Source organism: Variovorax sp. 05N34 (assembly GCF_056397405.1).
This window is the reverse complement of record NZ_JBFTNI010000008.1, coordinates 270,048-282,998: the sequence shown is the minus strand read 5'-3', so window position 1 is coordinate 282,998 and position 12,951 is coordinate 270,048. Positions and strand designations below refer to the sequence as shown.

General features: G+C 64.2%; 12 protein-coding genes. 3 read left to right on the top strand and 9 right to left on the bottom strand.

All coding sequences use genetic code 11. The annotated features are described in order from the left end of the window. Positions 1 to 12 precede the first annotated feature (12 nt). From AC1DMA_RS22315 to AC1DMA_RS22295, 5 genes are read right to left on the bottom strand one after another with little or no spacing between them, the layout of a single operon-like run. Complete coding sequence (locus tag AC1DMA_RS22315; RefSeq protein WP_478145515.1) at positions 13 to 141, bottom strand: hypothetical protein; 129 nt, start codon at positions 139 to 141, stop codon at positions 13 to 15. A 57-nt stretch (positions 142 to 198) separates the two neighbouring features. Beyond that, on the bottom strand, positions 199 to 1,122 hold the full coding sequence (locus AC1DMA_RS22310) for an HpcH/HpaI aldolase/citrate lyase family protein (protein ID WP_478145514.1): 924 nt from the start codon (positions 1,120 to 1,122) through the stop codon (positions 199 to 201). 19 nt (positions 1,123 to 1,141) lie between these two features. After that, a complete protein-coding gene (locus AC1DMA_RS22305) occupies positions 1,142 to 2,299 on the bottom strand; it encodes a CaiB/BaiF CoA transferase family protein (RefSeq protein ID WP_478145513.1) in 1,158 nt (385 codons plus the stop codon). Positions 2,300 to 2,313: 14 nt separating this feature from the next. Next, entirely contained in the window at positions 2,314 to 3,477 is a 1,164-nt protein-coding gene (locus AC1DMA_RS22300; RefSeq protein ID WP_478145512.1) for an acyl-CoA dehydrogenase family protein, read from the bottom strand. 32 nt (positions 3,478 to 3,509) lie between these two features. Continuing rightward, positions 3,510 to 4,379 (bottom strand): HTD2 family dehydratase, encoded by an 870-nt coding sequence (locus AC1DMA_RS22295; RefSeq protein WP_478145511.1) that lies wholly within the window; start codon positions 4,377 to 4,379, stop codon positions 3,510 to 3,512. Between the two features lie 89 nt (positions 4,380 to 4,468). On the opposite strand from AC1DMA_RS22295, the gene AC1DMA_RS22290 reads away from it, so the two are divergent. Further along, positions 4,469 to 5,374, top strand: coding sequence for a LysR family transcriptional regulator (locus tag AC1DMA_RS22290; protein WP_478145510.1), 906 nt, complete (start codon positions 4,469 to 4,471; stop codon positions 5,372 to 5,374). Between the two features lie 187 nt (positions 5,375 to 5,561). Here AC1DMA_RS22290 and AC1DMA_RS22285 read toward each other — a convergent pair whose 3' ends face one another. Continuing rightward, positions 5,562 to 6,719, bottom strand: a complete 1,158-nt coding sequence (locus tag AC1DMA_RS22285; protein WP_478145509.1) for a CaiB/BaiF CoA transferase family protein — start codon at positions 6,717 to 6,719, stop codon at positions 5,562 to 5,564. 1,373 nt (positions 6,720 to 8,092) lie between these two features. On the opposite strand from AC1DMA_RS22285, the gene AC1DMA_RS22280 reads away from it, so the two are divergent. Next, complete coding sequence (locus AC1DMA_RS22280; protein ID WP_478145508.1) at positions 8,093 to 8,338, top strand: putative quinol monooxygenase; 246 nt, start codon at positions 8,093 to 8,095, stop codon at positions 8,336 to 8,338. Between the two features lie 718 nt (positions 8,339 to 9,056). On the opposite strand, the gene AC1DMA_RS22275 is transcribed toward AC1DMA_RS22280, so the two are convergent. The 3 genes from AC1DMA_RS22275 to AC1DMA_RS22265 are packed head-to-tail and all read right to left on the bottom strand — an operon-like array spanning position 9,057 to position 12,207. Next, a complete protein-coding gene (locus AC1DMA_RS22275) occupies positions 9,057 to 10,037 on the bottom strand; it encodes a Bug family tripartite tricarboxylate transporter substrate binding protein (protein WP_478126176.1) in 981 nt (326 codons plus the stop codon). A 38-nt stretch (positions 10,038 to 10,075) separates the two neighbouring features. Then, entirely contained in the window at positions 10,076 to 11,122 is a 1,047-nt protein-coding gene (locus AC1DMA_RS22270) for a TauD/TfdA family dioxygenase (protein ID WP_478126175.1), read from the bottom strand. Next, a complete protein-coding gene (locus AC1DMA_RS22265; protein WP_478145507.1) occupies positions 11,110 to 12,207 on the bottom strand; it encodes a TauD/TfdA family dioxygenase in 1,098 nt (365 codons plus the stop codon). Before AC1DMA_RS22265 ends, AC1DMA_RS22270 begins: the two co-directional genes overlap by 13 nt. Before the next feature lie 142 nt (positions 12,208 to 12,349). Here AC1DMA_RS22265 and AC1DMA_RS22260 point away from each other — a divergent pair, with 142 nt between their 5' ends. Further along, positions 12,350 to 12,940 (top strand): nitroreductase family protein, encoded by a 591-nt coding sequence (locus AC1DMA_RS22260; RefSeq protein WP_478126173.1) that lies wholly within the window; start codon positions 12,350 to 12,352, stop codon positions 12,938 to 12,940. The last annotated feature ends 11 nt before the right edge of the window (positions 12,941 to 12,951 follow it).

The following is a 12,951-nucleotide window of genomic DNA, read 5'->3' as shown; positions in this document are numbered from 1 at the left end:
GACGCTGCGCCGTCAGGCGGTACGCGCGGCGAACGCGGGCGGGCAGGCCGCGTCTCGCCCGACGAGCAGTGGAATCACGAAGGCCATGAACACCAACGCGATGAAGAAGTCGAGCACCACCATAAAGGTGCCGCTGAGCATCACCAGCAGCAGCGCCAGCAGGCCGGCAGGCGTTGCGAGGCTGTACGCGTCGCCTCTTTAGAGCCGATTCAGAACGCAGCTGCGCGCCCGCAATTGCCGCGCCAGCCGCAGCACCGGCGCATCGACCATCTTGCCGTCGACCATCACGGCGCCCTGCACTGCCTGCGCGGCCGCGGCAAGCACGCGAGCCGACCATTCCACCTGCGCCGCTGAAGGCTCCATCGCGAGATGCACCGCGGCCACTTGGGCGGGATGGATGCACAGCCTGGCGCCAAAGCCGAAGTGCAATGCCCGGTGCGTCTCTCGGCGAAGTTGCTCGACATCGTCGATCGCAGGGGTGACGCCATCGATCGGCGGGGCAAGCCCGGCGCGGCGCGACGCGAGCACGAGCGCCCAACGGGCCGGCGCCAGAGCCTCCTGCGCCTCGCTCGGTTCCATCGACAAGTCCGCCATCAGATCGAGGTGGCCAAGGCTCAGTCGCAGTACCCGTGGCGCCCGAGCAATGGCGTCCAGCCCGAAGAAGCCCTCGCCAGTTTCGACGAGCGGAAACAGCGGCAGTCCGGGGCATGCGCTTGCCACGGCGTGCAGCGCCTCTGCGCCCTCCGCCTTGGGCAGCATCAGGCCGCCGAGCCCCTGAAGCGCAAGATCGGCGGCTAGTTCGAGGTCTTCCCTATGCCATTCGCTGGTCGCCGAGTTCACACGCAAGACCACCCGTGCACGCGACGCTGCATCCAGCACCGCAAAGGCCAGGCGAAAGGCTTCGCGTGCCACAGCCTTGGCCGCAGGCGCGACCGCGTCCTCCAGATCGACGATCACCGCGTCGGCGCCGGATGCCAGCGCCTTCGCCAGGCGCTCCGGACGGTCTGCCGGCACGAAAAGAAAGGTGCGCGCTCGTGCAAGCGCAGCCTGCCTCTCGAACGTTTCCGTCATCGCGCTCAACCCAGCTGCGAGCCTTGCGCCGGGTTGCTCATTGACTGTCATGAATTGTTCCCTGCAGTTTTCAGTCCGCACGCACCGGCAAATGGCCGATCTCGCGCAGGATGGCTTCGGTGTGCTCGCCCAACGCCGGCACTGCGTCCATGCGCGGCACGTACCGGTTGCTGCGCGCGGGCGGCAGCATGGCCGTGACATTGCCGGCGGGCGTGCCGATGTCGCACCAGACCTTTCGCGCGGCCAGCTGCGGATGCGCCCAAAGCTGCGCCATGTCGCGCATGCGGGCGTTGGCAATGCCGGCGTCCTCGAGGCGCTCGATGACCTGCTGGGTCGACAAGGACGAGAAGGTCTCGAGGATCAAGGTCCGCAAGGCGGCCCGGTTCTCATTGCGCAGTGCATTGGAGGCGAAGCGCGGATCGGTAGCGAGCGCGCCCCGGCACATGACCTTCTCGCAGAACTGCTTCCATTCGCGCTCGTTCTGCAGGCCGAGCATCACCGTGCCGCCGTCGCCAGCCGCAAACGGGCCGTAGGGATAAATGCTCGCGTGCGCCGCCCCTGCGCGCGGCGGCGGCGTTGCGCCTTCGTAGGCGTAGTAGAGGGGGTAGCCCATCCATTCCGTGAGCGATTCGAGCATCGACACGTCGAGATGGCTTCCCTCGCCTGTGCGTCCGCGCAAGATCAGCGCATTCAGGATTGCGCTGTAGGCGTACATGCCTGCAGCGATATCGGCGATCGAGTTGCCGGCCTTCGAAGGTTCGTCGGGCGTGCCTGAGATCGACACGAGGCCCGCCTCGCTCTGGATCAGCAGGTCGTACGCCTTCTTCTCGCGCATCGGGCCGTTTTCGCCGTAGCCCGAAATGTCGCAGACGATCAGGCGCGGGTGCGCCTGATGCAGCGAGGCGTAGTCCAGCCCCATGCGAGCGGCGGCGCCGGGCGCCAGGTTCTGCACGAGCACGTCGGCCCGCGATATCAGCGCGCGCAAGGCGTCCAGCGCATCCGCCTCCTTCAGGTCCAGCGCAATGCTCTCCTTGGAACGGTTGGTCCACACAAAGTGGGACGACAGTCCGTGCACGCGCTTGTCATAGCTGCGCGCAAAGTCGCCCACATCCGGGCGTTCCACCTTGATGACGCGCGCGCCCTGGTCCGCCAACTGCCGCGTGCAGAAAGGCGCTGCAATGGCGTGCTCCAGCGAGACAACGGTGATTCCCTCAAGCGGTCGTGTCATTGGCATTGCTCCGTTCAGAACGAGCGCGGCAGTCCGAGCACATGCTCCGCCACGTACGACAGGATCAGGTTGGTCGAGATCGGCGCCACTTGGTACAGGCGTGTCTCGCGGAACTTGCGCTCGACGTCGTATTCGCAGGCAAAACCGAAGCCGCCGTGGAACTGCAGGCAGGCGTTGGCCGCCTCCCAGCTCGCCTTGGCTGCCAGGTACTTCGCCATGTTGGCCTCGGCGCCGCACGCCTCGTGGCGATCGAACAGCTCACAGGCCTTGAAGCGCATCAGGTTGGCCGCCTCCAACTCGATGTGCGCCTCGGCAATGGGAAACTGCACGCCCTGGTTCTGTCCGATGGGTCGGCCAAAGACCACGCGATCCTTCACGTAGCGCGAGACGCGGTCGATGAACCAATAGCCGTCGCCGATGCACTCGGCGGCGATCAGTGTCCTCTCGGCATTGAGACCGTCTAGGATGTACTTGAAGCCCTGTCCTTCCTCGCCGATCAGGTTCTCGGCCGGGATTTCCAGGTTCTCGAAGAACAGTTCGTTGGTCTCGTGGTTCACCATGTTGGGAATCGGCCGGATCGTCATGCCGCTCTTTACCGCATCCTTCAAGTCGACCATGAAGATCGACATGCCTTCGGACTTCTTCTTCACGTCGGCGAGCGGCGTGGTGCGCGCCAGCAGGATCATCCAGTCCGAATGCTGCACGCGGGAGATCCAGACTTTCTGGCCGTTCACCACGTAGCGGTCGCCCTTCTTCACGGCAGTGGTCTTGATCTTGGTCGTGTCCGTGCCCGTGGTCGGCTCGGTCACTCCCATGGACTGGAGGCGCCATTCGCCCGACGCGATGCGTGGCAGGTAGAAGTCCTTCTGCTCCCGCGAACCGTGGCGCAACAGCGTGCCCATGTTGTACATCTGGCCGTGGCAGGCGCCGGAGTTGCCGCCCGAGCGGTTGATCTCTTCCATGATGACGGACGCCTCGGCCAGGCCCAGCCCGGAGCCGCCGTATTCCTGCGGGATCAGCGCGGCCAGCCAGCCAGCTCGCGTCAGGGCGTCGACAAAAGCCTCGGGGTAGGTGCGCTGCTCGTCGATCTTGCGGTGGTACTCGTCGGGAAATTCGGCGCACAGGGCACGCACCGCGTCGCGGATGTCTTGGTAGTTGTTGTTGGAACTGGCAGTCATGTGGCTGGGTCTCGGAAATTCTTCAGATCGATTCAGGCCAAGGTGGCGCTCGCGCGCATGGCCAGGAAGCCCTCGTGGTCGCTGGCCCACAAGCGGACGGTCTTGCCGTCTTCCGACGGTGCGCCGTTGAGCGTGAAGGGTCGGCCGTCGAACATGGGTCGTTGCGCCTTGAAGTCGAAGGCAAGTAGCTGTGCATCCGGTTGCTGCCGACGCACCAGGTCGACCAGCAGCGTGGCTATGAGCGGGCCGTGCACGATGAGGCCCGGATAGCCTTCCTCCTGCGTCACGTAAGGGCGGTCGTAGTGGATGCGGTGGCCGTTGAAGGTGAGCGCGGAATAGCGAAACAACAGCACCTCGTCCGGATGCACCTCGCGCCGCCAGGGTGCATCGACTTCGGCCAGCACGGGCGGAGGCGAGGGTTCGCCGGGGACCGCTGCATCTCGATAGACGATGTCGTGCTCTTCTTCCACGGCGAGGCCGGCGGCATTGGCATAGCGGTGCGACACCAGCACGAACACCAGTTCGCCGGAGCGCCCTGACTTGGGTTCGATGGAAACGATGCGCGAGTCGCGCTGCACCGTATCGCCGACGACAAGGGCGTTGGTGGAAGACCAGCGCAGCCGCCCGCCGGCCCACATGCGACGCGGCAGCGGCACCGGCGGCAGGAACCCGCCGCGCTTGGCGTGGCCGTCGGCGCCAATCTCGCGTTGCAGGTGCTGCGGCAGGAAGTAGAGCCAGTGCCACAGCGGCGGCACCGCACTGCCGATGCTTGGTTTCGGGTCGTCACGGTCCAATGTGGCCGACAGGCCCCGAAGAGGCGCGGCATCGATCTGATCGTGCAGTGTTTCGCTGCGGCCGACCCAGCCGGAAAGATCGACTTCAGAAGTGGGAATGTCTCGCATGCCTCGATGTTGATGCGACGAGGGCGGAAGAACAATCGATCTTTTTGAGATACTGCCTTCGTCATTCCCGAAGGCTGCGCAAAACCTCCATGCAATTCGACCTGACCGATCTGCGCCTTTTTGTCCTGGTGGCCGAGGAGCTCAACCTCACCCGCGCCGCCGCCCGCCAGCAGCTCTCGCTGGCTGCGGCAAGCGCTCGAATCAAGTCGCTGGAAGAGCAGGCGGGGCTGCCATTGCTGGTGCGCGAGGCGCGCGGTGTCAGCCTTACCGCCCCTGGCGAAGCCTTCCTGCATCACACGCGCGCAATCCTGCGCCAAACGCACCAATTGCGCTCCGATCTGCAGGACTACGGCGGTGGCCTTCGCGGTCATCTGCGGGTGTTTGCCAATACCACGGCGGTATCGGACTTCCTGCCGGAAATCTTGCCGGCCTACTTGGCGTCGCATCCTCGAATCAACATTGACCTTCAGGAAAAACCGAACGCTGAAATCGCCCGAGGTGTGCTGGATGGTGGCGCCGACCTCGGCATCGTGGCGGGCGAGACGGACACGCTGGGGCTGGAGAAACTGCATTTCAGCACCGACAGGTTGGTGCTGGTCACGCGCCGTGGGCACCCGCTGGGCAGGCGCAAGAGCATCGACTTCGCGCAAACATTGGGCGAAGACCACGTGGGCATGCACCAGGGCAGCACCTTGCAGACTTTCCTGGCCGATGTGACCGAGCGCCTGGGCAAGCCGCTGAAGCTGCGCATCCAGCTGTCGAGCTTCGACGCCATGTGCCGGATGATCGGCGCCGGCGTGGGAGTCGGCATCGTTCCCGAGAGCGCGGCGCGGCGCAATGCCGAGGCCGGACAGCTGTCCCTGGTGGACTTGAACGACCCCTGGAGCATTCGCGAGCGCTACGTGCTGGCGCGCGAACGCGCACGGCTTCCAACCTATGCGCAGGAGCTGGTCGAGGCGCTGGTGCGCCACTATCCCACTATCAATAGTGAATAGTGCTCTGGCACCTCGCTTGTCGTCAGCCTTGTGTGGCGCCGCGCAACAAGGCCTTGTTCCCGCCCACCGTGCACGGCTTCGACGAGTTCTTCGGCAACCTTTATCACCTCAACGCCGAGGAGGAGCCCGAAGACCCGCAGTACTCCATCCGCGAGCACGCACCTGCTCTTTCTTTCGCGGCGTTGCCTCAGCCTTGCCCCAGATCCATCAGCGCCGAGTTGCGCCATGTTTCGTATCGATCCGGCGGAAGCCATTGCGCCAGTAGTTGCTGCGCAGCCGCACCGTGCAACGGCGCTTGCGGCGGCTTCGGCGTTTGCGCTGATGTGCGCTCGAAGCGCGGTGCAGGTGCCGGCTGCACGACGCCATCGATTTCGATCAGGGTCCCGCGCGCCTTCAGGTGTGGATGATCGGCCGCCTCTTCGAACGACAGCACCGGTGCAAAGCAGACATCCGTGCCTTCGAGAAGCTCGCACCACTCGCTGCGCGTGCGTGTCTTGAAGACCCGCTCGTAGGCTGCCTTCGCCTGGGGCCATGCCGCCTCGTCGAACTGGCCGCCGATCGTGCTCGGATCGATGTCGAGCCGTCGCAGCAAGTCGGCATGAAAGCGCCCCTCGATCGGACCGATCGAAATCCACTGCCCGTCGCTGCATTCGTACGCGTCATAGAAAGGCGCGCCCGAGTCGAGGATGTTGCTGCCGCGCTGGTCGTTCCATTGACCTGCCGCCGAGAGCCCGTAGAAGGCCGTGGCCAGCGAGGCCGCGCCGTCGACGATGGCCGCATCCACGACCTGACCCTGTCCCGTGGCGCGCGCATTGAGCAAGGCCGCGAGCACGCCCATGACCAGGAACATCGCGCCGCCTCCGAAGTCGCCTACCAGCGCCAGCGGAACGGTAGGTGGTTGATCCTTGCGGCCAATCGCGCGCAGAGCGCCGGTCAGAGAGATGTAGTTGATGTCATGGCCTGCTGCCTGCGCAAGCGGGCCGCTCTGGCCCCATCCCGTCATGCGGCCATACACGAGCCTCGGGTTGCGCGCGAGACAGATGTCCGGCCCCAATCCCAAGCGCTCGGTAACACCGGGCCGAAACCCCTCGATCAGCGCATCGGCCTCGCAGACGAGGTCGAGCACCAGGCGAATCGCATCGGGGTCCTTCAGGTCGAGCGCGATCGAAGGTCGATTGCGCAACAACAGGTTGAATTTCAATGGCCGCTTCACACCGAGATCGGCCGCTTCGCGGCGCTCGATGCGCAGCACGGTCGCGCCCATGTCGGCCAACTGCATGGCCGCCATGGGCCCGGGGCCGATGCCGGCCAGTTCAATGATCTTGATGCCTGCCAATGGGCCCATTGCGGTGTCTCCTTGATGTGTCGGTGCGACGTGCGGCTTTCGTCAGGCTGAGAGTGCCACATCGGGCGCGGGGACGAGCCGTGTGATCGTAAGATTGCTAAGGTTGCGGATATTTTCGACTAAGCCGCCGTGAGTAGCGGATATTTTCCGAACTTCATCACGACGAAGCTTCGCTGCATTGCGAATGATCTCAACCAGGAGGCACTCGGACATCCGCTTGCGATCTGTGCGGCCACAGATATCTCGCATCAAACGAAGGATGCGTATCGGAGCCTGATGTCGCGCCTGCCGCAAACTCCGATGAGAGCTGGGCTACGCAGATTGTGTTCAAAGGGGTGCAGGCCCTCGCTTCATTTTCAGAACGGTTTTTTGGCCCTAAGCTTCAAGCTTGAAGCACTTTGAGCCGCCTGTCCCTAGCTTCCGATGGCTGCGAGTGGCTTGCATTCACAGCTGCACCAGTCAATGCAGCATCGTTCGAACGGCCACTCTCGAGAAAACCGTCAGCGGCTTCGGGCGCGGACCACATTCGGGCCCTGATGCAAGCAGTCCCTTCGATAGCGCGCAGTCAGCGCTGCCAGGTTGCCACACCACAGCACGAGCGCGGCGCAGCAGACCAGGCACATGAACAACACACCGAACGCGTCGCCTGGTCAGTCGCCTGACCGATCGGCTCCGGCCATCCGAACTCGGCGGCGCGTGCGCTTCGATCACTACCGCCCGCCCCGAAGCGCTGAAAGGGCTAGCGAAGGCCAGAAGGTCAAGTTCCAACTGGACCAGCCGTTCGCAAGGGAAAGCGAGGGACGTCGGGTATCGGCGATCTCAGTCGTTCAGCGGAAAGACTCGACGGGCAGCAACCAGTCTGAAGAACGTGTTCGAGATTCTGTCGCGCCGCAGTTGCCACCCTTATCCAACTATGCCCGTTGCGATCGGCGCTCGTCGCGCTTGTAGTCGCATCTTGGAAACGTACTACAGGACAGAAACGGGCCGAATTTGGACGTTCTTGGCCTGAGAAACCCCCGTCGCACTTGGGGCAAAGGCTGTGAGGCTCGACGATCTGCACCAGCGCGCTCCAGGGCACCACTCGATCCATCTCGTCGAGAAACTCGCGCTGCGCGTCGTCTTCGTCGACAAGTTCAGGCCAAGACCGATCTGATTCGGGGGAGTTGCGCGTTTGGCAATCATGGGATCAGATCATGCAAGGGATGAGCCTGTTTTGCAGACCATCCCTGGAGCCGGCGATGCTTCCGGCACACATGAGCACGCACCGTTGATCGCTCGCAGGAGCGCCGCCTACGACCTCAAGGGCCCATTGGGGATCGCAAACGTCGCGAAGGGGGTTTGTCTTCTGGCGGCTGAGGAAAACCGAGGCGCTGATGCAAAGCTTGGTGGCAAACCTTGCCACCGAGGATTGCTTCGTGAGTTTCAACCTTCACCGCGATCCGAAAGAGCGCGATCAGTTCATGTTCTACGAACTATGGACTGACGAGGCGCGGCACATGGAGGTTCTAAACCGGGCCTACTTTCAAACCTACCTCAAAGACCGCGTCGCGCTGATAGAAGAGAAGGTGGAACGCATCACCTCGGCCCTTGAACGTGTGGTGGCTCGCTCAGGCGGTTGACACATCGAGTCGTGATTGCAGCGAATTTCAGTCCCGCGTCGGCTGCGAACCGCTGAAGGGCGAGTAGGTCCACTTCCACACCAGATCGCCTTCCACTGGCGAGGCTTCCGGGTGCTTACAGATGGTCGGCATGGACTGCGAAGCGCGACGTCGCATTGCCGAGCGGGTGAACTCGACGTCGCCGCCGCCCAAGCGCGAGACTTCTGACGGCCAGGCCACAACCGGACATTGCAAGGTGACCTGGAAATGTCGACGAAGAAGCTGCCCACCTTCACGCTTGAAGAGGGCGCCCGGGTCGCGACACAGATTGCCTTGACGGCTCCTTGTCTTCATTGTGTGGGACCGCATTGAAGAAAACGCCTTTTCCGACGAGGTGACCAACGCGGTCGCCGCGACGTTTCCGCGCGCGCCTCGACGATCCCTCGCCCGCACGTCGCGCGGCCGCCACGACGTCGAACTGATCCGCGAGGACTTGCGGCGCGCTGGCTTCACCGCGATCGAGACTGAGACCCGCGGAGAAGTGAGTGTGCGCCGTCGGCCCGCGACGCCGCGCCCGCCTATCGCCAGGGAACGTCGCTGTGCCTCGAATCGAGGCACTCGGTGCCAGCCTGCTTCAGCTTGCGAGAGACAGCGCGGCGGAGGAGATCGCTCGCCGCCCCGGCGAAGGTCCCTTAGCAACACGTGATCGGGGTCGCTGAAGAGCGGAGTTCCGGCCGCACTACTTGAGGCTGATCCCCATTTCCTTGGCGATCTTGACGTACATCGCATGGTCTTCTTCAAGTACCCGGCGGAATTCGTCCGGGGAGCTGCCGATGGGAGTGATCGCCATGTCCTTCAGGCGTGCCGTGAGTGCAGGATGCGCGAGCGCCGCGGCGAAGGACCGCTGCAACTTCGCCACCACATCCGCGGGCGTGCCTGCAGGCGCCAGGACGCCATACCAAGGCACGATAGCGACGTTCGGGTAGCCGGACTCGGCCATGGTCGGCAGGCCAGGCGCGAGCTCGGAGCGGGTCGGCATTGCGATGGCAATGGGCCGAACGCGCCCGCCGCGCTGGTAGGTGAGCACCTCGGGCAAGTTCCCGAAGGCCAGCTGGATGTGGCCGCCGGCGAGCGCGGTCATCGTTTCGGCCATGCCCTTGAACGGGATGTCCGTGAGCACGACGCCCGTGGCCTCCTCGAGCCGCTTGCCATTGATGTGGCTGCCGCTACCCGGGCCGAGCGACCCGATGCTCATTCCACCCTTTGTCGACTTCGCGAGGGCAACGAATTCCTTCATGTTCTTTGCCGGCAAGTCCTCGGGCACTGCAACCACCTGTGCGATGTTGCCGAGCAGCGTCACAGGCGCGAAGTCTTTCTTCCAGTCGTAGTTGACCGGCGCACCGAGCGCCGGCGCAGAGACGATGTTGCCGGCCGTGATAAGCAAGGTGTATCCGTCGGGACGCGCCCGTGCCACCATGGCGGTACCGATCGTGCTGCCGGCGCCAGGTCGATTCTCCACAATGACCGACTGCCCGAGGCTTTGCGACAGCTGGTCGGCGAGTAGGCGCGCCATGACGTCCAGCGATCCGCCCGCGGCGAACGGATTGATCATCGTCACGGTCTTGCTGGGATAGGTCTGAGCCGGCGCAACTGCTGGCAGACTGGCCACGATGCCTGCGGCAGCCACGACAGTGGCGCTCAGGAGACGCTTCATTCTCATACGAGGCTCCTTTCCTGGATGAACTACGGTGACTGGATTCAGCTGCGCTGAGTCGCAATGCGGCCAGAGCCGAAGGCGCGCTCGAAGGAAGGCAGCTTGCCTTCCTGCGCCGCAATCCCGGTGCGGGTTGCATTGATGCGTGGGTCCAGCGGACGCCAATCGTCTGCCGTCAACCACAAGCGCAGGAGCAGTCTTGCCTTTTCCGGCTCGGGCCAGTTCTCGAACGCCGTGCGCGCGTGGAGCACCGTGTAGTTGTTGAGCAGGTAGATCTCGCCTGGATCGAGCTGGAACTCGAATGCGAATTCGTACGTCAGGCGTTCGAGGCAGTTGAGCGCGTCGACCTGCAGCTGGCTCAGCGGTGCACCCCCCTCTCGCGCGGCGGTCTCGATGTAGGAGCGTGTGTACCGGCAGCTCAACTGCCCCTCCACGTACGAGAACACAGGAATGCGATGCGGCGTGATCGGCGCCTCGCCGGGCAGGTTCTCGCCGCGGCGGTGGTACGGGAAGCCTTCGTACAGGGGCTCGAGATAGTCGGGGAACTGCGCGAGGAGCGCGTTGTGCACCGCGGCCACGCTGGACGCAATGGAGATTCCGCCTTCGCGCGCGGTGCGGACGCACATCAGGCCGACGATGTCGGACGTATCGGTGTGCGGCGTGAGTTCCTGCTTGTTGCGGTAGGCGCGTGCATGCGGATCCGTTGCAGTCTTATCCTGGACGTGCCCCAACCGGTCGCCCAGCACGCTCTGCGACACACCGAGACCCAGATGAGTGCCGATGCCCCAGTAGATCATCTCCAGTTCGGGCACGCTGTAGCGGCCGACGTCGATCCCGCGAAGGATCACGATGCCGCGGCTCAGGCGAAGCTCTTCGCGCGCAGCTTGCAGGAGCGAAGCCGTACGAGGCAGCTCGAAGTGCTGGCGCTCGACTGTCTCCAGGCGCAGGCCGGCTCGTATCGCGGCCTTGAGGGCCCGGTCGATCTCTTCAAGGTGCTCGGCCTCGAAGTGCAGCGTGATGTCCTCCTTCGAACGGAAGTCGCTGCCTTTCCAGGCGCTTGGATGACGAATGGGTTGCTTTAGGATTTCCATGGGGACTCCGGTGGTGGGGTATGTTGGTTGTCGGGCCAGCCTGCGCTGGCCCACTCCTTGAATGCAAAGCGAGGACCAGCGGGCGGTATCACGCCGCCACGCAGCTCGCCCGGATTCGTGCTGCCCCAAACGTCCTCCCGCTCGGCGGGAAGTCGTCGGCTGTCGGGCGTGGCGAGCCACGTCCGCAGCAGAAGCCTCTTCTTGGCCGGATCCGCATGGTCCTCGTAGTTCGTGCGCGCGTGGTACATCACGTGGTTGTTCAAGAGCTGGATGTCGCCGGGTTGCATCTGGAACGTGATGCACAGCTCGTCGGCGACCGAGGCCACGAGCCGGATCGCCTCTTCCTGCGCCGGCGTGAGCCGCGGCACTTCCGCATAGCGTTGCGCCGATTCGATGTAGGTGAGCGAGAACTGGCTCATGAACTTGCCGTCGAGCACGGCATAGACCGACCCGGCGTACCAGGGCCGTTCTCCCCCGACTTGCTCTGACTGGCGGCTGAAGTAAAGGGGCTGGTAGAGTGTCTCCACCAGGTCGGGGCGCCGCCGCAACACTTCGTTGTGCACCGCCGCGGAGCTGACCGCCATGCTCAGGCCGCCGCTTCGGGCCTCGCGCACGCACAGCAGACCGAGGATGTCGCAGCGGTCCATGTGGAAGCGCAGCGCACCGCCCGTGCGATAGGCCCGCGAGTCCGCCTCGCCTTTCTTGACGCCAATGTCCCGCACCTCGCCGAGGAACTCGCCGTTCCGACTCTGCGAAAGCGGAATGCCGAGGTGAACACAGATGCCCCAGTACAGGATACGGATCTCTTCCTGCGTCAGCCCTTCGATGCCGAGGCCGCGCAAGAGCTGGAGACCGCGGCCCACTTCGAGCTCGCGGCGCACCTGTAGCAGCCATTCACCGAAGCGCGGCAGCGGAAAGCTCGCGCGATGGATCTGCTGCAGTTGGAGTCCGCGCGCCTTGGCGGCGTACACGGCCTCAAGGGCCTCCTCGACGCAGCCCCGAGGAATCCGAATGACCAGGTCGCCGGGTTCGACGGAACGCCGGTCCCATACGCAAGCACCTTCAATCGGACTGATGATCATCATGGGCCCTCTTCTCAATGTTCCGAATGGTATGCCATTGTGGTCCACACTCATAGCGACGTCAATGCAATAAGCCCGAAGTCTTGACCTATGGTATACCTTCCCGGTATCCTAAAGATCGCCGAACCCGGGAACATCCACATCCATGACCATCTGCATCGAGGAACCCACCAGCAGCGTCGACCTGTCGTGCGCATTCGAGGACATCGTCCGTCAGCGTCGCTCCGTCTATTTCTATCTGGACCAGGAGGTGCCGAGGCATCTGCTCGAGCGGGCACTGCAAATGGCCGTGCTCGCGCCCAGCCACTACCACACGCGGCCCTGGCGCTTCGTTGTTTTCCGCGGCGGCGCTCGCTCTGAACTCGCGGCTGCCTACGAGAAAGCAGCGGTGCGAATCGGCTGGCATCCGGGCCGCGCGCGATGCCGGGCCTTCGATGCGCCCGTGATGGTGGTGATCGGCTGCGTCCCCGATGTCAGCCACCCGCGCGTGCGCCCGCTTGAGGAGGAGTTCGCGACGGCGGCGGCAACGCAGAACCTGATGCTGGCCCTCACCTCGATGCAGCTCTCCTGCGCCATGAGCTCATCGCCGCTTCAGCTTTCCGACGAGGTGGAACAGGTCGTCGGCATCGAGGGTGGCCGAGTGGTCGGCGTGCTGCAGATCGGATACAGGGACCCCGAGCGCGAGTTGTTCAAGCGGCCCCGGCCCAGCACCGCGGGCGTCGTGCGCTGGCGGTAGGAAGGGCACCC

Excerpts from the sequence above, each read along its gene's own strand:
- AC1DMA_RS22305 (WP_478145513.1), bottom strand. The coding sequence starts at position 2,299 with ATGACACGACCGCTTGAGGGAATCACCGTTGTCTCGCTGGAGCACGCC.
- AC1DMA_RS22260 (WP_478126173.1), top strand. The coding sequence starts at position 12,350 with ATGACCATCTGCATCGAGGAACCCACCAGCAGCGTCGACCTGTCGTGC.
- AC1DMA_RS22280 (WP_478145508.1), top strand. The coding sequence starts at position 8,093 with ATGCAAAGCTTGGTGGCAAACCTTGCCACCGAGGATTGCTTCGTGAGT.
- AC1DMA_RS22310 (WP_478145514.1), bottom strand. The coding sequence starts at position 1,122 with ATGACAGTCAATGAGCAACCCGGCGCAAGGCTCGCAGCTGGGTTGAGC.
- AC1DMA_RS22270 (WP_478126175.1), bottom strand. The coding sequence starts at position 11,122 with ATGGAAATCCTAAAGCAACCCATTCGTCATCCAAGCGCCTGGAAAGGC.
- AC1DMA_RS22265 (WP_478145507.1), bottom strand. The coding sequence starts at position 12,207 with ATGATGATCATCAGTCCGATTGAAGGTGCTTGCGTATGGGACCGGCGT.
- AC1DMA_RS22290 (WP_478145510.1), top strand. The coding sequence starts at position 4,469 with ATGCAATTCGACCTGACCGATCTGCGCCTTTTTGTCCTGGTGGCCGAG.
- AC1DMA_RS22315 (WP_478145515.1), bottom strand. The coding sequence starts at position 141 with ATGCTCAGCGGCACCTTTATGGTGGTGCTCGACTTCTTCATCGCGTTG.
- AC1DMA_RS22300 (WP_478145512.1), bottom strand. The coding sequence starts at position 3,477 with ATGACTGCCAGTTCCAACAACAACTACCAAGACATCCGCGACGCGGTG.
- AC1DMA_RS22295 (WP_478145511.1), bottom strand. The coding sequence starts at position 4,379 with ATGCGAGACATTCCCACTTCTGAAGTCGATCTTTCCGGCTGGGTCGGC.
- AC1DMA_RS22285 (WP_478145509.1), bottom strand. The coding sequence starts at position 6,719 with ATGGGCCCATTGGCAGGCATCAAGATCATTGAACTGGCCGGCATCGGC.
- AC1DMA_RS22275 (WP_478126176.1), bottom strand. The coding sequence starts at position 10,037 with ATGAGAATGAAGCGTCTCCTGAGCGCCACTGTCGTGGCTGCCGCAGGC.